This is a genomic window from Pseudomonas sp. AG1028 (assembly GCF_007993955.1).
Lineage (GTDB): Bacteria > Pseudomonadota > Gammaproteobacteria > Pseudomonadales > Pseudomonadaceae > Aquipseudomonas > Aquipseudomonas straminea.
In genome coordinates, this window is sequence record NZ_VIVP01000006.1 from 1 (window position 1) to 16,299 (window position 16,299).

16 protein-coding genes are annotated in these 16,299 nt (G+C 65.1%); 4 read left to right on the plus strand and 12 right to left on the minus strand.

Going from position 1 to position 16,299, the window contains the following annotated elements:
* Positions 1 to 235: 235 nt before the first annotated feature.
* On the minus strand, positions 236 to 1,819 hold the full coding sequence (locus tag FB481_RS10795) for a rhodanese-related sulfurtransferase (RefSeq protein WP_093501722.1): 1,584 nt from the start codon (positions 1,817 to 1,819) through the stop codon (positions 236 to 238).
* Positions 1,816 to 2,418, minus strand: a complete 603-nt coding sequence (locus tag FB481_RS10800) for a cysteine dioxygenase (protein ID WP_147176335.1) — start codon at positions 2,416 to 2,418, stop codon at positions 1,816 to 1,818. The genes FB481_RS10795 and FB481_RS10800 overlap by 4 nt, the downstream gene beginning before the upstream one ends.
* 390 nt (positions 2,419 to 2,808) lie before the next feature.
* On the opposite strand from FB481_RS10800, the gene FB481_RS10805 reads away from it, so the two are divergent.
* From FB481_RS10805 to FB481_RS10815, 3 genes are all read left to right on the plus strand, one after another.
* Positions 2,809 to 3,873 carry an LLM class flavin-dependent oxidoreductase gene (locus tag FB481_RS10805; protein WP_147176608.1) on the plus strand — a complete coding sequence of 355 codons (1,065 nt, stop codon included), beginning with the start codon at positions 2,809 to 2,811 and terminating at the stop codon, positions 3,871 to 3,873.
* A gap of 17 nt (positions 3,874 to 3,890) precedes the next feature.
* A complete protein-coding gene (locus FB481_RS10810) occupies positions 3,891 to 4,835 on the plus strand; it encodes an ABC transporter substrate-binding protein (RefSeq protein ID WP_093501718.1) in 945 nt (314 codons plus the stop codon).
* A 68-nt stretch (positions 4,836 to 4,903) separates the two neighbouring features.
* Complete coding sequence (locus FB481_RS10815; RefSeq protein WP_147176336.1) at positions 4,904 to 5,857, plus strand: ABC transporter substrate-binding protein; 954 nt, start codon at positions 4,904 to 4,906, stop codon at positions 5,855 to 5,857.
* 172 nt (positions 5,858 to 6,029) lie between these two features.
* Here FB481_RS10815 and FB481_RS10820 read toward each other — a convergent pair whose 3' ends face one another.
* Positions 6,030 to 6,578, minus strand: a complete 549-nt coding sequence (locus FB481_RS10820; RefSeq protein ID WP_147176337.1) for an adenine phosphoribosyltransferase — start codon at positions 6,576 to 6,578, stop codon at positions 6,030 to 6,032.
* 26 nt (positions 6,579 to 6,604) lie between these two features.
* Positions 6,605 to 7,339 (minus strand): fumarate/nitrate reduction transcriptional regulator Fnr, encoded by a 735-nt coding sequence (gene fnr, locus FB481_RS10825; RefSeq protein ID WP_013791968.1) that lies wholly within the window; start codon positions 7,337 to 7,339, stop codon positions 6,605 to 6,607.
* Positions 7,340 to 7,481: 142 nt separating this feature from the next.
* Between fnr and FB481_RS10830 the strand changes: the two genes are divergently transcribed.
* Positions 7,482 to 7,964, plus strand: coding sequence for a hypothetical protein (locus FB481_RS10830; RefSeq protein WP_256662732.1), 483 nt, complete (start codon positions 7,482 to 7,484; stop codon positions 7,962 to 7,964).
* A 35-nt stretch (positions 7,965 to 7,999) separates the two neighbouring features.
* Here the strand turns inward: FB481_RS10830 and hemN are convergent, their stop codons facing one another.
* The 8 genes from hemN to FB481_RS10870 all read right to left on the minus strand — a co-directional run bounded on the left by hemN (position 8,000) and on the right by FB481_RS10870 (position 16,297).
* Complete coding sequence (gene hemN, locus FB481_RS10835; protein WP_147176338.1) at positions 8,000 to 9,382, minus strand: oxygen-independent coproporphyrinogen III oxidase; 1,383 nt, start codon at positions 9,380 to 9,382, stop codon at positions 8,000 to 8,002.
* 241 nt (positions 9,383 to 9,623) lie between these two features.
* A complete protein-coding gene (locus tag FB481_RS10840) occupies positions 9,624 to 10,307 on the minus strand; it encodes a sulfite exporter TauE/SafE family protein (RefSeq protein ID WP_147176339.1) in 684 nt (227 codons plus the stop codon).
* Positions 10,300 to 10,503: a cbb3-type cytochrome oxidase assembly protein CcoS gene (gene ccoS, locus FB481_RS10845; RefSeq protein ID WP_147176340.1), complete on the minus strand. Its 204-nt coding sequence runs from the start codon at positions 10,501 to 10,503 to the stop codon at positions 10,300 to 10,302. Before ccoS ends, FB481_RS10840 begins: the two co-directional genes overlap by 8 nt.
* Positions 10,500 to 12,938 (minus strand): heavy metal translocating P-type ATPase, encoded by a 2,439-nt coding sequence (locus tag FB481_RS10850; protein ID WP_178109876.1) that lies wholly within the window; start codon positions 12,936 to 12,938, stop codon positions 10,500 to 10,502. The genes ccoS and FB481_RS10850 overlap by 4 nt, the downstream gene beginning before the upstream one ends.
* Positions 12,938 to 13,444, minus strand: coding sequence for a FixH family protein (locus FB481_RS10855; protein WP_147176342.1), 507 nt, complete (start codon positions 13,442 to 13,444; stop codon positions 12,938 to 12,940). Before FB481_RS10855 ends, FB481_RS10850 begins: the two co-directional genes overlap by 1 nt.
* A 118-nt stretch (positions 13,445 to 13,562) precedes the next feature.
* Positions 13,563 to 14,969, minus strand: a complete 1,407-nt coding sequence (gene ccoG, locus FB481_RS10860) for a cytochrome c oxidase accessory protein CcoG (RefSeq protein WP_147176343.1) — start codon at positions 14,967 to 14,969, stop codon at positions 13,563 to 13,565.
* A gap of 180 nt (positions 14,970 to 15,149) precedes the next feature.
* On the minus strand, positions 15,150 to 16,097 hold the full coding sequence (ccoP, locus tag FB481_RS10865) for a cytochrome-c oxidase, cbb3-type subunit III (RefSeq protein WP_147176344.1): 948 nt from the start codon (positions 16,095 to 16,097) through the stop codon (positions 15,150 to 15,152).
* Positions 16,094 to 16,297 carry a CcoQ/FixQ family Cbb3-type cytochrome c oxidase assembly chaperone gene (locus FB481_RS10870; RefSeq protein ID WP_093501694.1) on the minus strand — a complete coding sequence of 68 codons (204 nt, stop codon included), beginning with the start codon at positions 16,295 to 16,297 and terminating at the stop codon, positions 16,094 to 16,096. Before FB481_RS10870 ends, ccoP begins: the two co-directional genes overlap by 4 nt.
* Positions 16,298 to 16,299 lie beyond the last annotated feature (2 nt).

Here is a 16,299-nt window from a genome sequence, read left to right on the forward strand (position 1 = left end):
AAGGGGTGGGGCGAGGTCTCCTACCGTCTGTACTGCTGCGAACAGTCAGAATTGGCTTTGTCGTCCCACCACCCCTTCGAGTATCACCATACAAGGGGCTTTAGCTCCGAGCCCTTTTGCCCCCCTAGTACACAGCTCGGGGCTGAAGCCCCTCCTACGAGTTACGCGAACGGCCGTTCCCGGCACTTTGCTACCGAAATCGACGAACCTGTACTGCAAGACTATGCGCAGGTTCTCAGATCACCTGGAAGTGATGGGTTCCATCGCGGCCCAGTTGCTCGACCAGGCCGAACTCCCAGTCCAGGTAGGCCTGCATGGCCTCGCGGGGGTTGTCGGTGCCCTCGTAGGGGCGACGGTAGCGGTCGCTGCGCGGTACGGCGAGGTGCTGTTCGCCGCTCTCCGTCGGCAGGCCGGCAGCGACCCAGGCCGCGGTGCCGCCTTCGAGCAGTGCCACTGGCTTGCCGGTCAGCTCCTCCAGTTCGCTGACCACGAAGCGGGCCAGCAGGCTGCTGCCACAGGTGAGCACATAGCGTTTAGCTACCGGTAATTTTTCCAGGGCTTGCGGCAGTTGCGAACGTAATACCCACCAGGCGCCGGGGATATGCCGGGCCACATGGTTGGCGCTGGCAGTGAAGTCCAGCACCAGCGTGTCGCCTGCGGCCTGCCAGGCGGCCAGCGTCTGCGCATCGATAGCGGCGGGTTGGGGCAAGGCCGGCAATGGCGGCTGCCAAGCGCCGCGGGCGCTGAAGTGGCCGTCCTGCAGGCCATCGAGCACGTGCACTTCCCAGCCCAGCTGCGCCAGCCACGAGGCGCTCATGTTGGCGCGCACGCCGTCATCGTCGGCGAGCACCACGCGGGCGCCGCGCACGCTGGCGAAATGATCGGTTTCCTGCACCAGCTGGCCGCCCGGCGTAGAGCGGGCACCCGGCAGATGGCTGGCCTCGTATTCCTCGGGTGTGCGGACGTCGAATAGGTAGGTGGTGCGAGTGCTCTCGCCCTGCCAACGTGTCAGGTCCTGCAGGCTGGCGCGGCCGACTCCAGCCTTGTCTGCCACGGCGCGCGCCGACTGCGCGGCTTGTTGGTGATTGTGCTCGCTCACCTCGCCGAAGCGCCGCGCCTGGCCGTGTTCCAGCTTCTGACCGGCCAGGGTCCAGCCGATGGTGCCGTTGCGCAGCGCCGCTACCGGGTTGGGCAGGCCGGCGTTGACCAGCGACTGGGTGCCGATGATGCTGCGGGTGCGACCGGCACAGTTCACCACGATACGGGTAGCCGGATCGGGCGCCAATTCGCGGGCGCGCAGTACCAGCTCGGCGCCCGGCACGCTGATGCCGGTAGGAATGCTCATGGTCTGATATTCATCGAAGCGGCGGGCGTCGAGCACCACCACGTCGGCCCTGGCATCGAGCAGGGCTTTGACTTCTTCGGCAGCCAGCGATGGTGTGTGGCGCACGCTCTCGACCAGTTCGCCAAACGCCTTGCTCGGCACGTTGACGTCGCGAAACAGCTCACCGCCGGCATTGCGCCAGCCGGCCAGGCCGCCTTCGAGCAGCGCCACCTGGCTATAACCCAGGGCGACCAGGCGTTTGGCCGCTTCCTGCGCCAGGCCCTCGCCGTCGTCATACACGGTTACGGCGGTACCACGCCGCGGAATACGTGCGTAGACCTCCAGTTCCAGCTTGGATAACGGAATATTGGCGGCGAACAGCGGATGCGCTTCGGCGAACGGCGCCTCTTCGCGGACATCGATCAGCGCCACTTCCTGCTTGTCGAGCAGTGCCTGGCGGATGGCGTGAAAGGAGCGTGTGGCGATCTGGCTCATGCAGGGTTCTCTTTGGACAGGTCCCAGAGGTTGGGAAGAAGGCTGTTGGAATAGCCGGAAATGAAAGGCTTCTCGCTGCCGTCGTCGAGGTAGACGGCACGCCGTACCGCGCCGATGTTGGCGCCATAGACGTGGATGCTGATGGAGGTGCGATCGTCGAAGGCGTTGCTGACACGGTGGATATCACCGATGCGTGGTGACACGGCTTCCACTTGGCCAGGCTGCAGGTGTACGGCTGGCCCTTCGGGGCGCAGCCCGGCGGCATCGCGAACGAAACCCTGGGACAGCTCCGCGCCACGCAGCATGCCGATCAGGCCCCAGACGCGGTGATCGTGCACCGGCGTGCTCTGGCCAGGCCCCCAGACGAAGCTGACGATGGAAAAGCGCTGGCGCGAATCGGTGTGCAGCAGAAATTGCTGATAGCGCTGCGGGTCGGGCTGTGCGAAGGCGGGCGGTAGCCAGTCGTCATGACGGACCAGCTGTTGCAGCAGCTCGGCGCCGCGCTCGAGTACCACATGTTCTTCGGGTGAGCTGTCGAGCAATTGCGCCAGTGCGTCGATGAACTGGCGCAGGCGTTGCACATTGGGTTGGGCGCTCATGCGGAATATCCGGTGGTTTGCTTAACGCCCTGCTGGGCATCGAGCGCTCACGGTAGCAAACCGGTTGTTCTTATAAAAATTCAATTTATTCATAAGCTAATATGCGAATTAAGAATTTATTGACAGGCTTGATGGCTGCCTCGGCGGCTGGCTAGCGCTCGATAGATACTTTCGCTGAGCGAACCTGCAAGCCAGGATGCGATGAACAATGCCAACTGCTGTTTATGCATATTAGGTTATGCCTAAAATGAATTTCCTAACTGAATGCCGCTTGCGTAGCGTTATAAGTATTCGTTAGGCACTGACGCGCTTTTATAAAGAAAATGCTCTGTCGTGCTGGCGCCTGCCCATCTCAATCAGGAGCGCGACATGAGCGTGGAAATCATCGGCATGATTACCGCCACTCCAAGTTCGGAAGTGGACCAACCACTGGGCGACGCGGTGGATGCCGACTTCGTCCGGCGTTTCGCCCAGGCCCATGAGCGCGCGGGCTTCGACCGCGCCCTGGTTGGCTACTTCTCCAATGGTGCTGAAGGTGCGGTGGTCAGCTCGTTCATCGCAGCTGCCACCGAGCGACTGGGTATCCTGCTGGCCTACCGGCCCGGGGTGATCGCGCCGCCGCTCGCGGCCCGCCAGTTGGCGACGCTGGACCAGTTCAGCAACGGCCGCCTGGCGCTCAATGTGATCAGTGGAGGTAGTGATGCCGATCAGCAGCGCGACGGGGACTGGCTCAATCATGACCAGCGTTACGCCCGCACCGACGAATACCTCGATGCCCTCAAGGCAATCTGGACTGCTCAGGGACCGATTGATCATGAAGGGCACTACTACCGCTTCAAGGGGGCGTTGCCCACCGTGCGTACCCGGCAAAAACCGCACATTCCGATCTACTTCAGCGGCTCGTCACCTGCCGCCATTCAGGTAGCGGCGCGGCATGCCGACACTTATATGCTGTGGGGTGAGCCGCTCGCGGATTTCGCCGAGCACGTGCAGCACGTGCGCGCTGCGGCCCAGCGCCAAGGGCGTAGCCCGCGGGTGTCGGTGTCGTTCCGGCCGATCATCGCCGATACCGAGGAGGCCGCCTGGAAACGTGCTGCCGAACTGCTCGAACGCATTCGCGAGAGCCGCACCCGCCTAGGTCTGCCGATCAATGACCACGCGCCAGCCAATGCCGGTTCGCAGCGCCTGCTGGCGGCGGCGCAGCGCGGTGAGGTGCTTGACGAGCGGCTGTGGACCGGCGTGGCCCGCCTGACTGGCGCACAGTGGAATTCCACCGCGCTGGTCGGCACCGCCGAGCAGGTCGCCGCGTCGCTCGGACGCTACTGGCAGCACGGCGCGTCCACCTTTCTGATTCGCGGCTTCGATCCCCTGGACGACGCCGAACTCTATGGCCGGGGCCTGATCCCGGCGATTCGCGAACATATCGCCACCCTGCAACAGCGCCGGGCTGGCTGACTCTGGAGAGTGCCCCAATGAAACTGCTTTTCCTGTTGCGCCGCAGCTTGGCGGCCATCGCGGTGGCTGCGCCCCTGGCACATGCCGCAGACACTACGGTGCTGCGCGTTGGTGATCAGAACTACTACAACGTGCGCGCCTCGGTGGAAGCGTCCGGCGTGCTGGAGGGCGCACCGTATACCGTGGACTGGAAGCATTTTCAGTCCGCCGCACCGGTCGCCGAGGCGCTCGAAGCTGGCGCCGTCGACCTGGGTTTTCTCGGCGATTCGGGCTTCATCTTCCTGGCGGCCAAAGGCGCGCCGGTCAAGCTGATCGGCGTGTCGCGGCAGAACCCGGACACCATCGCATTGCTGGTGCCCAAGGACTCCTCCGTCAAGACCATCGAAGACCTCAAGGGCAAGAAGGTCGCCTACTGGCCCGGCGCCTGGAGCCAGCAGCTGACCCTGCGTGCGCTGGAAAAAGCCGGTCTGCCGCAGGATTACGTCGAGTTCGTCAAGCTGATGCCCATCGATGCCGCTGCGGCCTTTCCCCAAGGCAGTATCGATGCGTTCCCAGTCTGGGAGCCCTATATCTCCCAGCAAACCCTGTTCTCCGGTGCCAAGCCGATCATCACGGCCAAGGGGCTTATGCCCGGGCTGTCGAGCATTGCTGCCAATGCCGATTCCATCGAGCCCAAACGCGCGGCCATCGCCGACTTCCTCGGCCGCCTGCAGAAAGCCCGCGCCTGGGTCGAAGCCAACAAGGAAGACTACGCCGACCTATGGGCCAAGAAGGCCAACCTGGATCAGGCCGTGTCACGCAACTGGATCGGCCACGCCAACATGACCGTCGGCCCGGTCGACGAGCAGGCTGCGCGCGACTATCAGGAGACCGCCGACTTTCTCGTCGAAACCGGTGCGCTGAAGCAGAAAATCGATACCAGCAGCATCATCGATACCTCCTTCGAAAAAGCCTTCGAATAACCCATTTCAATCGCCATTTCACGAGACCGCGCGCGCGGATCGGTAGCCCACACCACAGGACGCCCCCTATGCGCATCTTTCGCTCTCTGGCGCTGGCCACGGCCACCGCGCTGTTTTCGCTCTCCGCTCTGGCCGAGACCCTGGTCATCGGCGACCAGAGCTACAACACCCGTACCGTCATGGAGGCCGCCGGCGTGCTCGATGACGTGCCCTATGAGGTCGACTGGAAGCAGTTCACCGCCGGCTCGCCTGTAGCCGAAGCGCTCAATGTCGGCAGCCTCGACCTGGGTTTTCTCGGCGATGCACCGCCGCTGTTCCTCGGCGCCCTGGGCGCGCCCATCAAGGTGGTGGCGGTAACCAAACAGAATCTGCAAGGCGTGGCCATCCTGGTGCGCAAGGACTCGCCGATTCGCAGCCTGGCGGATTTGCGCGGCAAGCGCGCCGCCGTGTGGAAGGGTTCCTGGAGCCAGCAACTGCTGTTCACCGCGTTGGACCGTGAGGGCATTGCCCGGGATGATCTGCAGTTGAGCTACCTGAGCGCGCTCGACGCCTCCCATGCATTGGAGGGTGGCTCGGTGGACGTGATCGCCACCTGGGAGCCCTACGTCACCCAGGCCGAGCGCCACGGCGCCCGTGTGCTGACCACCGCCGAGGGGCTGATCCCCGCGCAGAGCTTCGCCGTGGCCAGTGACAAGGCCCTGGCCGGCAAACGCGAGATCATCGGCGACTTTCTGCAGCGCCTGAAACGCGCCCGTGAATGGGCGCTGGCCAACCCAGCCCATACCGACGCCTATGCCAGCGCCTGGGCCAAGCACACCCGCGCTGACGAATCCGTCGCCCGTGCCTGGTTCGCCCGTGCCCGCACCGACATCGGCCCGGTAACGCCGGCAGCCATCGAGCAGGCGCAACAGACCGTCGACTTTTTCGCCGGCCTGGGGCTGGTAAAGGGTTACCCGGCCGAGCGGCTGTTCGATAGATCTTTCACTTCGACCTTGCAGCCGACCACTGCCCAGGCGAAATGAGCAAAGATCCTGGCGCTCGATGGGCGCCGGGTGGGTTCTGATAGGCCGAGTTTGGCTAGTAGAAACTGCCGGCGGAGGGCGCCGAAAAGCACATCGCAGGACGGGAGTGGCGAGCGCCCATCGGTTAAGCGAGCGTTTCGCTCGTCGATGGGCGCATTGCGGGGAAGCGATCTCAGCGCTCGTCGAGGGCGAAGGCCGTCAGGCTGTAGGTGGGAATGCCCATGTCCTGCAGTTTGCGCGAGCCGCCGAGCTCCGGCAGGTCGATGATCGCTGCCGCCTCGTACAACTCGGCGCCCATGCGCTTGACCAGTTGCACGGCGGCCAGCAAGGTGCCGCCGGTGGCGATCAGGTCGTCGACGATCAGCACCTTGTCGCCTTCGCACAGGCTGTCGGCGTGCGCTTCCAGGAAGGCCTCGCCGTATTCTGTCTGGTAGCCCTGGCTAAGCACGTCAGCCGGCAGCTTACCCTGCTTGCGAAACAGCACCAGCGGCTTGTTCAGCTCGTAGGAGAGAATCGATCCGATCAGAAAGCCCCGTGCATCCATCGCCCCGACGTGAGTGAAGTCCGCTTCGACGTAGCGCTGGATCAGGCTGTCGATGACCATGCGCAGAGCGCGTGGGGACTGGAACAGCGGGGTGATGTCGCGAAATACCACGCCCGGCTTGGGGAAGTCGTTGATCGGGCGGATAAGGGTCTTGATGGTGAATTCATCAAAGATCATGGCAGGGTGAATCCTTAACGGGAGTATCAGCCGTTAAGGTTACCACCTGCCAGAGCGCACAGCTCGATCGGGTCGAGAATATGCACTTCCTTGCCCTCGGCTTCGATAAGGTTGCTCTGCTGGAAGCGCGTGAACACTCGCGACACGGTTTCCACGGCCAGGCCCAGGTGGTTGCCGATCTCGTTTCGCGACATGGCGAGGCGGAACTGGTTGGCCGAGAAGCCGCGGGCGCTGAAACGCGCGGAAAGGTTGACCAGAAAAGTGGCGATGCGCTCGTCGGCGGTCTTCTTGGAGAGCAGCAGCATCATCTGCTGATCGTCGCGGATCTCGCGGCTCATGATCCGCATCAGCTGGCGGCGCAGCTGCGGCAGGCTCACCGACAGCTCATCGAGGCGCTCGAAGGGAATCTCGCAGACCGAGGTGGTTTCCAGCGCCTGGGCGGAGACCGGGTACAGCTCGGTGTCCATGCCGGACAGGCCGACCAGCTCGCTGGGCAGGTGGAAGCCGGTGATCTGTTCTTCGCCGGCGTCGCTCAGGCTGAAGGTCTTCAGGGCGCCGGAACGCACGGCGAACACCGAGTTGAAGGTGTCGCCCTGGCGGAACAGGAACTCGCCTTTCTTCAGCGGACGGCCGCGTTTGACGATGTCGTCGAGGGCGTCCATGTCCTCGAGATCCAGGGACAGGGGCAGGCAGAGGCTGGCGAGGCTGCAGTCCTTGCAATGAGTCTGATGAGTCGTGCGCAGCTTGATACTTTCGGACATGCCCTTATCCCTAGGTAATCACTCAGAAGTTGTAAGGGTAACGCACCAGAGGGGTGCGCGGCCACCTGCCGCAGGGTGCTCAAGTGTCGCAGGCGCCTGCCGATAGGCTTGTATCGATGAATGGAAGACAGGGAGCGGTGTGATGCAAGTGGCCACCAGTGGTGCGAGTGAGCGCGGTTACGTTGCGCCAGGTGCGGCGCCTGTAGCCGCAGCGCCTGCCGAAACGACAGAGCCAAGCGCTAGCGCATCTGCCGAGGAAAAGAGCGCCGAGCCGGGTGTGAAGGTGAGCCTGTCTGCCGTCGGCCTGGCGCGCTCCAAGGAAGCTGAAAACAAGAACGCCGATATCGACGAGAGCAATCTGCCGGACGAGATCAAGCAGCTACTCAAGATGATCCGCGAGCTCAAGGCGCAACTGGCCGAGAAGATGGCCGAGCTGCAGGCGCTGATGGCCCAGGGCGATATGGAGGATGACGCGCAACAGGCCAAGGTGCGTGCCTTGCAGACCGAAGTGGGTTCGATCAGCAGTGCCCTGAGCACCGCCAACGCCCAATTGGTGAAAGTGATGCGCGACCAGAAGCTGACCAGCGAACAGAGCGCCAGCGTGGGGGCGCTGCTGGCCAAGTGAGGCAGCGGGTAGGGCAGCCACCTCGGCTGCCCTGCTCAGATCACCCGCGAAAAACGCTGCAGGTTGGTCTCGCCCAGGTAGCGGTCGAACAGCATGCACAGCGAGCGCACCAGCAGTCGTCCCGCCGGCAGCACTTCGATGCTGCCTTCACGCAAATCAATCAGACCGTCGCGGTGCATCTGCTGTAGCGCCGGCCAGGCGTCCGCGAAGTAGCTGGGCATGGTGACGGCGAAACGCTGTTCGATGTCCACGAACTCCAACTGGAAATGACAGATCAGCTGCTGGATCACGGCGCGGCGAATACGATCGTCGTCTTTGCAGCCCAGGCCGCGCTGGGTCGCCAACTGGCGATTGTTCAGGCTGGTCTGATAGGTGGCCAGGTCAGCGCTGTTCTGGCAGTACAGATCGCCGATCTGGCTGATCGACGACACGCCCAGGCCGATCAGGTCGCAGTGGCCGTGGGTGGTATAGCCCTGGAAGTTGCGCTGCAGGCTGCCGTCCTCCTGGGCGCTGGCCAGCTCGTCATCGGGCAGGGCGAAATGATCCATGCCGATATAGCGATAACCGGCGCTGGCCAACTGTTCGATGCTGCCCTGCAACATGGCCAGCTTGGCTGCCGCGCTCGGCAACTGCCCGCTGTCGATGCGCCGTTGCGGCATGAAACGCTCCGGCAGATGGGCGTAGTTGAACAGCGACAGGCGATCGGGCTGCAGGGCGATGACCTGCTGCACGGTACGGGCGAAATTCTCCGGTGTCTGCAGCGGCAGGCCATAGATCAGGTCGATGTTCACCGAGCGAAATTGCAGGGTGCGCGCCGCCTCGATGATCGCGCGGGTCTCCTCCAGGCTCTGCAGGCGGTTGATGGCACGCTGCACGTTGGGGTCCAGGTCCTGCACGCCGAGGCTGACGCGGTTGAAGCCCAGCTCGCGCAGCAGGCCCATGGTCGACCAGTCCGCCTCGCGCGGGTCGATCTCGATGCTGTAGTCGCCGGAATCGTCGTCGAGCAGGGTGAAGTGCTCGCGCAGCTTGCCCATCAGCTGGCGCAGTTCGTCATGGCTGAGAAAGGTCGGGGTGCCGCCGCCCAGGTGCAGCTGTTCGATGCGCTGGCGCTTGTCGACATGATGGCCGATCAGCGCCATCTCCCGTTCCAGGGCTTGCAGGTACGGCTGGGTGCGGCCGCGATCCTTGGTGATGACCTTGTTGCAGGCGCAGTAGTAGCAGATGTTGGCGCAGAACGGCAGGTGCAGGTACAGCGACAGCGGACGCAGGGCGCGGCGACTCTCGCGCAGGGCGTGCAGCAGGTCGAAGGAGCCGACGCCGTCGTGGAACTGCACGGCGGTCGGGTAGGAGGTGTAGCGCGGGCCGGCTTGATCGTAGCGGCGGATCAGGTCGCAGTCCCACTGGATGGCGTCGAGCATGGCGAATTCCGCTTCAGCGTTGAATGCTCAGCAGTCTAGGGGGCGTATGGGCGGGGCTTTTTGATCTGAGTCATGGGGTCGCAGCAGGAGCGCTACCGCTGAGCTTATCTCTTGGCCAGGCTACAAAGCCCACCCGCCACCTGCGCGCCGTAGCCTGGCGTTGAGCGCAGCGATACCCAGGGATCGATTCCCGGTTTTCGCTGCGCTCTACCCAGGCTACAAAAGCCAATACGCCGCAGCGTTAGTGACCCATCAGCCAATGCTGATGAGGGCCGGGCAGGGTCCACAGGCCGAACAGGATCACCAGCAGGCCGCCGGCGATGCGCACGCCACGCCGGCGCAGCAGGCCGACCAGGCGCTCGGCCGCCAGCCCCGTGGCCAGCAGCACCGGCAGGGTGCCGAGGCCGAAGGCGAACATCAGGGCGGCGCTGCGCAGGGCATCACCCTGGCTCGCCGCCCACAGCAGGGTGCTGTACACCAGCCCACAGGGCAGCCAGCCCCACAGGCCGCCCAGCACCATGGCACGCGGCGCGCTGGTGATCGGCATAAAGCGTCGGGTGACGGGTTGCAGGTGCCGCCAGAGGCCGCGGCCCAGCGCTTCGATACGCGTCAGGCCGCTCCACCAGCCGGCCAGGTACAGGCCCATGGCGATCAGCAACAGGCCGGCGATGCTGCGCATTACCGCGGCGAGCGGACCACTGGCCAGTGCCCACCCGGCCAGGCCGAGTAGCAGGCCGGCCGTCGTGTAACTGAGGATGCGCCCGGCGTTGTAGGCGACCAGCAAGCGCAGGCGCTGGTGGCGTCGTTCGGCGGGGATGGCCAGGGTCAGCGCGCCCATCAGCCCGCCGCACATGCCCAGGCAATGGCCGCCGCCGAGCAGGCCGAGCATCAGCGCGGAGAGCAGTTGCGGCAGCAGGTCAGTCATGGTCTTTGGCGGCGGGCTCGTGCTTGGCCTGTTTCACCGCCGCCTGGTGGCGCGGGTCATCGTCATCGAAGAGGATGCGGTGCGCCGGGCTGTCGAGGTCGTCGTACTGGCCACTGTCCACCGCCCAGAAGAACAGCCACACGGCGAAGGCGACCAGCACCAGGGCGACGGGAATCAGGATGTACAGCGCGGTCATGGTGCTTTCCCCAGGCGCAGTGCGTTGAGTACCACCAGCAGTGAGCTGAGCGACATGCCTAGGGCGGCCCAGATCGGCGTGATCCAGCCGAGGGCGGCGAAGGGCAGCACCAGGCCATTGTACAGACCCGCCCAGGCCAGGTTCTCGATGATGACCGTGCGGGTGCGGCGTGCCAGGCGCAGCGCGTCGACCAGGCTGGTCAGCCGGTTGGAGAGCAGCACGGCGTCGGCGCTGGTCTTGGCCAGATCCGAGGCCGAGCCCATGGCCACGCTGATGTCGGCGCCGGCGAGCACCGGCACATCATTGACGCCATCACCGAGCATCAGCACGCGGCGGCCTTGCGTCTGCAGATCACGCAGGATGGCCAGCTTGGCGTCCGGGGTCAGCCCGCCGCGGGCCTGCTCGATATCCAGCTGGCGGGCCACTTCGCCGACCATGGGCGAGCTGTCGCCGCTGAGCAGCAGGACCTGCCAACCGCGCCCGCGCGCCGCCTCGACCAGGGCTGGCGCATCGTCGCGCAGGCGGTCGTCGAGTATGAACCAGGCCAGCGGTCCCTGTTCGTCACCCAGCAGCAACCACTGGCCCTGTTCACCGTTGATGGCCGGTGCGGGGCTGGCGCTGAGTGCGCTGACGAAATCGGCCTGGCCGATACGCAGCCGGCGCCCCTGGACGACACCTTCGAGGCCCAGCCCTGGCACGTTCTGTAGCGCTTCTACCGGCGCCGTGGCGTGGCCGAAGGCGCGGGCTATGGGGTGTTCGGACTGGCTTTCGAGTGCCGCGGCCAGGGCCAGGCAGGTGTCGCCATCCAGGTCACCGAGCGGTTGCACGGCGCGCAAGGTCAGGCGGCCTTCGGTGAGGGTGCCGGTCTTGTCGACGATCAGCGTGTCGATCTGCTCCAGGCCTTCGAGCACATGACCGCGGGTCAATAGCATGCCGAGCTTGTGCAGGGTGCCGGTGGCGGTGGTCAGCGCCGTCGGCGTAGCCAGGGCGAGGGCGCAGGGGCAGGTGGCGACGAGCAGGGCGAGCACCACCCAGAACGCCCGCGACGCATCGAGCTGCCACCAGACAACCCCGACGATGGCCGCCACCACCAGCACGATCAACAGGAACCACTGCGCCACCCGGTCGGCGATCTCGGCCAGACGCGGCTTCTCGCCTTGCGCTCGCTCCAGCAGGCGGACGATGGCCGACAGCCGGGTGGCGTCGCCCAGCGCCTGTACTTCGACGGTCAGCGGGCCCTCGACATTCAGCGTGCCGGCGGTCACGGCATCGCCGACGCTGCGCGATTGAGGCAGGTATTCACCGGTGAGCAGGGATTCGTCGACGCTGGACTGCCCGGCCAGCACCTGGCCATCGGCCGGCAGCAGCGCACCCGGCGGCACCAGCACGCGGTCGCCGGGTTGCAGCTCGCTGAGCAGGATGCGCTGGCTGTGACCCTGCTCATCCAGGCGCAGGCAGGAGGCCGGCAGCAGCTTGACCAGTTGCGCGGTAGCCGCCGCGGTGCGCTCCCGGGCGCGGCGCTCCAGGTAGCGACCGCTGAGCAGGAACAGAGCGAACATACCCACGGCATCAAAATACAACTCACCATGGCCCATGACCGTGGACCAGATGCCCGCCGCGTAGGCGCCGCCGATGGCCAGCGACACCGAGACGTCCATGCTCAGGTGGCGGGTGCGCAGGTCGCGCAGCGCGCCACGGAAGAATTGGCCGCAGCAGTAGAAGACGATGGGCGTGGTGAGAAACAGGCTGACCCAGCGCAGGATGCTGTCCAGCTCGGGGCTCAGGTCGACGTTGAATTCCGGCCAGGTGGCCATGCTGGCCATCATCACCTGCATCCAGAGAAGCCCGGCGACGCCCAGCTGGCGCATCGCGCGGCGATTCTCGCGGGTCAGCTGCTCGGCGGCGGCATCGGCCTGCCAGGGATGGGCGGCGTAGCCGATGCGCCGCACTTCGCCGAGCAGTTCGCTCAAGGGCAGGGCGCTGGCGCTCCAGCGTACCCGCAGGCGATGGTTGGACAGGTTCAGGTGCGCCTCGACCACGCCGGGCAGGGCAGCGAGGTGCTTTTCGATCAGCCAGCCGCAGGCCGCGCAACTGATGCCCTCGATCAGCAGGCTGGTTTCGCGCCATTCGCCGCTTTGTTCGACGAAGGGCTGCTGCACGTCGCGGCGGTCATACAGGGCCAGCTCGTCGGGCAGTGCCTGGGGCAGTTGCTGAGGGTTGTTGGCCGCTTCGCTGCGGTGGCTGTAGTAATGCTCCAGGCCATTCTGCACGATGGTTTCGGCCACCGCCTGGCAGCCTGGGCAGCACAGCTCGCGCGACTGGCCCAGCACCACAGCTGAAAAGTGGCTGCCCGCCGGCACCGGCAGGCCGCAGTGGTAGCAGGGTGCCGGGCTGCTGCGCTCAAGCGGCGCGCCGGTGGCAAGCGAGGTGTCGATCAGCGTTCATCCCCCAGCTGGATGCGCTTGCCGGCTTCGAGGGTTTCTTCCTCGAACAGGCGCCAGTCCTGGCCGCCTTCCTGGCCGATCAGCTCGACGAAGCGCCGGCCCTGTACACTGTCCTGCAGGTTGCCGCGATACAGGCCTTCACCCTGATGTTGCAGCACTACGCGGCGATCGCGCTCCGGCTGGGTGGGCGATACCAGGTTGAGCACGAGTTGCGCGGGGGCGCTGGCGCCGTGCAGTTGCAACTCGGCGATGCCGCGTTCGTCGTCCAGGTCCAGTGTCGCCTGCAGCTTCAGGCGCAGCGCCAGGTTCTCGCGCTCCAGGGACTGGTTGATGCCCTTGCCGACGTCGTAATAATCGTCGGAGATCAATCCCGGCGGATTGCGCGTGGCGACGGTCAGCAGGGTCAGCCCCTGGATCACCGAGTAGCCGAGCAGGGCGATCAGGAACCAGGGCCAGAACTGCTTGTACCAGGGGGCGGGTTGGAGGTCTTCGTTCATGGTTGGCCTGCTTTGCATATGCGGTGTCTGGGCGTCTGCTTGATGGGCTGGCGCCCATCCTACGAGTTAGATCGCGTTGGATTGCGTAGGGTGGGCCGCGAAGCCCACCGGTCTTCGGCTATCTCACGCTCGGGCCGATAAAGCGGCTGCTGGCGTCGTTGTGGATGCTGTCGTCATCGGTGGCACGGATGTGGAAGGTGATCTCGTTGGTACTCGACGGCAGCTTCTCGGCGTCGATGGACAGCTCCACCGGGATCGCCAGCACTTCGCCGGCCAGGGCGCGGACTTCGCGACGGCCCTCGTAGACCAGGCCGTCCAGGCCGTCGGCGTCGATGCGGTAGACGACGTCCTGCTGGGCCTTGTTCATGATCTTCAGGGTGTAGACGTTCTCGATTCGCCCCAGCTCGTTCTCGCGGTAGAGTACCCGATCCTTGAGCACGTCCAGCTCGACCAGCGAGCGGTTGCTCACTGCCCAGGCGAATACCGCCAGCATGGCCAGAAGGGCGATGGCGTAGCCGATCAGCCGAGGGCGCAGCAGGCGCGTCTTCTGCCCCGAGAGGTTGTGTTCGGTGGTGTAGCTGATCAGCCCGCGCGGGTAGTTCATCTTGTCCATGACGGCGTCGCAGGCGTCGATGCACGCGGCGCAACCGATGCACTCGATCTGCAGGCCGTCACGAATGTCGATGCCGGTCGGGCATACCTGCACGCACAGGGTGCAGTCGATGCAGTCGCCCAGGCCCTGGGCCTTGTGGTCGGCGGTCTTCTTGCGCGGGCCGCGGGTTTCGCCACGGCGCGGGTCGTAGGAGACGATCAGCGTGTCCTGGTCGAACATCACGCTCTGGAAGCGCGCATAGGGGCACATGTGAATGCACACCTGCTCGCGTAGCCAGCCGGCATTGCCATAGGTGGCGAGGGTGAAGAAGGCGATCCAGAACAGCGCCCAGCCGCTGGCCTCGAAGGTGACCAGTTCGGCGAGCAGTTCGCGGATTGGCGCGAAATAGCCGACGAAGGTCAGTGCGGTGACCAGGGAAACGCCCAGCCAGATGCTGTGCTTGGCGAAGCGACGAGCGAACTTGTTGGCACTCATCGGCGCCTTTTCCAGCTTCATGCGCTGGTTGCGGTCGCCCTCGGTGATCTTTTCCGCCCACATGAATATCCAGGTAAACACGCTCTGCGGGCAGGTGTAGCCGCACCACACTCTGCCTGCAAACACGGTGATGAAGAACAGCCCGAAGGCGGCGATGATCAGTAGCGCCGAGAGCAGCACGAAATCCTGGGGCCAGTAGGTGGCGCCGAAGATGTGGAACTTGCGCTCCGGCAGGTTCCACCACACCGCCTGGTGGCCGTCCCAGTTCAGCCACACGGTGCCGAAGTAGAGGACGAACAGCAGAGCCCCGCCAGCACGCCGCAGGTTGCGGTAGAAGCCGCTGAACGCGCGGGTGTGGATCTTCTCGCGACTGGCGTAGAGGTCGATGGTCTCGCCGGCGGGCGGCGTGACGTTCTTGACGGGGATCTGTTGGCTCATCGAGGGCTACCACAACGGTTGGTCGGGCCTGCCGCGGCCGATACGTGCCGGTCGCGATCGTTCGCTGCGCCGATGGTACGCCGCAACGCCAGATCGGGCTTGCGGCTACCCGTCGCAGGGTAGGTGCAAGGCCATGCTAGGCGCAGCATGCCGGAGCCGTCCTGACCCAGATCAGTGCACTCAATCTTTCTCCCGGTTTTGCACTTCTGCCGGCGCCTTTTCGCGCTGCGACAGGCTGTACACGTAGGCGGCCAACAGGTGCACCTTGTCGTTGCCGAGAAATTCCGCCTGCGCCGGCATCTTACCGCTGCGCCCATAGCGAATGGTCTGCTGCACCTGGGCGAAGCTGGAACCGTACAGCCACACCTTGTCCGTGAGGTTCGGTGCGCCGAGCACCTGCAGGCCCTTGCCGTCGGGGCCGTGGCACATGGCGCAATTGGTGGCGTAGAGCTGTCTGCCCGCGTCCAGGTTGACGGCGATGTGCGCCGGGTTTTCCAGGTTCGAGAGGCTGCGCACGTAGCCGGTCACGTCGCGCACGCCGTCGCCGCCAAGAATCTCCTGCCAGGCCGGCATCACGCCCTGGCGGCCCTGCATGATGGAGGTCTTGATGGTTTCCGGGTCGCCGCCGTACAGCCAGTCGTCATCGGTCAGGTTGGGGAAACCGAAGGCGCCTTTGGCATCGGCGCCGTGGCATACGGCGCAGTTGTTGGCGAACAACCGGCCACCGATTTTCAGCGCCTTCTCGTCCCTGGCCAGTTCGCTGATGGGTGTGGCCGCGTAGCCGGCGAACAGCGGGCCGTAGCGTGCGTCGGCGGCGGCCATCTCGCGCTGCCACTGGCCGACCTGGGTCCAGCCTTCGTCATAGCCGGGCAGCAGGCCCTTGAAGTTGCCCAGCCCGGGGTAGAGCAGCAGGTAGCCGAAGGCGAATGCCAGGGTGCCGAGAAACAGCAGGAACCACCAGCGCGGCAGCGGGTTGTCGTATTCCTCGATGCCGTCGAAGTTGTGCCCCGTGGTCTGCTCGCTGTCGCCCGGCCGATGGCCCTTGCGGGTGGCGATGAGCAGCCAGGCCAGGCCCAGCAGCGTGCCGAGGGTGGTCAGCGCGATGAACAGGCTCCAGAAGGTGCTCAAGGTTTGTCGTCCTCGAGCTTGTGGTTCTGCTGGCTGGCGCTCGGTAGCTGCTCGTCGGCGAAGGGTAGGTTGGCCGCTTCGTCGAAGCTGGACTTGCGCTTGCTGCTGTAGGCCCAGAGCACCACGGCGACGAAGGCGATGAACACCACGGCGGTGCCGATGCCGCGGATGGTGCCGATGTCGGTCAGGAAGGCTGGCATGG

Excerpts from the sequence above, each read along its gene's own strand:
- FB481_RS10795 (WP_093501722.1), bottom strand. The coding sequence starts at position 1,819 with ATGAGCCAGATCGCCACACGCTCCTTTCACGCCATCCGCCAGGCACTG.
- FB481_RS10800 (WP_147176335.1), bottom strand. The coding sequence starts at position 2,418 with ATGAGCGCCCAACCCAATGTGCAACGCCTGCGCCAGTTCATCGACGCA.
- FB481_RS10805 (WP_147176608.1), top strand. The coding sequence starts at position 2,809 with ATGATTACCGCCACTCCAAGTTCGGAAGTGGACCAACCACTGGGCGAC.
- FB481_RS10810 (WP_093501718.1), top strand. The coding sequence starts at position 3,891 with ATGAAACTGCTTTTCCTGTTGCGCCGCAGCTTGGCGGCCATCGCGGTG.
- FB481_RS10815 (WP_147176336.1), top strand. The coding sequence starts at position 4,904 with ATGCGCATCTTTCGCTCTCTGGCGCTGGCCACGGCCACCGCGCTGTTT.
- FB481_RS10820 (WP_147176337.1), bottom strand. The coding sequence starts at position 6,578 with ATGATCTTTGATGAATTCACCATCAAGACCCTTATCCGCCCGATCAAC.
- fnr (WP_013791968.1), bottom strand. The coding sequence starts at position 7,339 with ATGTCCGAAAGTATCAAGCTGCGCACGACTCATCAGACTCATTGCAAG.
- FB481_RS10830 (WP_256662732.1), top strand. The coding sequence starts at position 7,482 with ATGCAAGTGGCCACCAGTGGTGCGAGTGAGCGCGGTTACGTTGCGCCA.
- hemN (WP_147176338.1), bottom strand. The coding sequence starts at position 9,382 with ATGCTCGACGCCATCCAGTGGGACTGCGACCTGATCCGCCGCTACGAT.
- FB481_RS10840 (WP_147176339.1), bottom strand. The coding sequence starts at position 10,307 with ATGACTGACCTGCTGCCGCAACTGCTCTCCGCGCTGATGCTCGGCCTG.
- ccoS (WP_147176340.1), bottom strand. The coding sequence starts at position 10,503 with ATGACCGCGCTGTACATCCTGATTCCCGTCGCCCTGGTGCTGGTCGCC.
- FB481_RS10855 (WP_147176342.1), bottom strand. The coding sequence starts at position 13,444 with ATGAACGAAGACCTCCAACCCGCCCCCTGGTACAAGCAGTTCTGGCCC.
- ccoG (WP_147176343.1), bottom strand. The coding sequence starts at position 14,969 with ATGAGCCAACAGATCCCCGTCAAGAACGTCACGCCGCCCGCCGGCGAG.
- FB481_RS10870 (WP_093501694.1), bottom strand. The coding sequence starts at position 16,297 with ATGCCAGCCTTCCTGACCGACATCGGCACCATCCGCGGCATCGGCACC.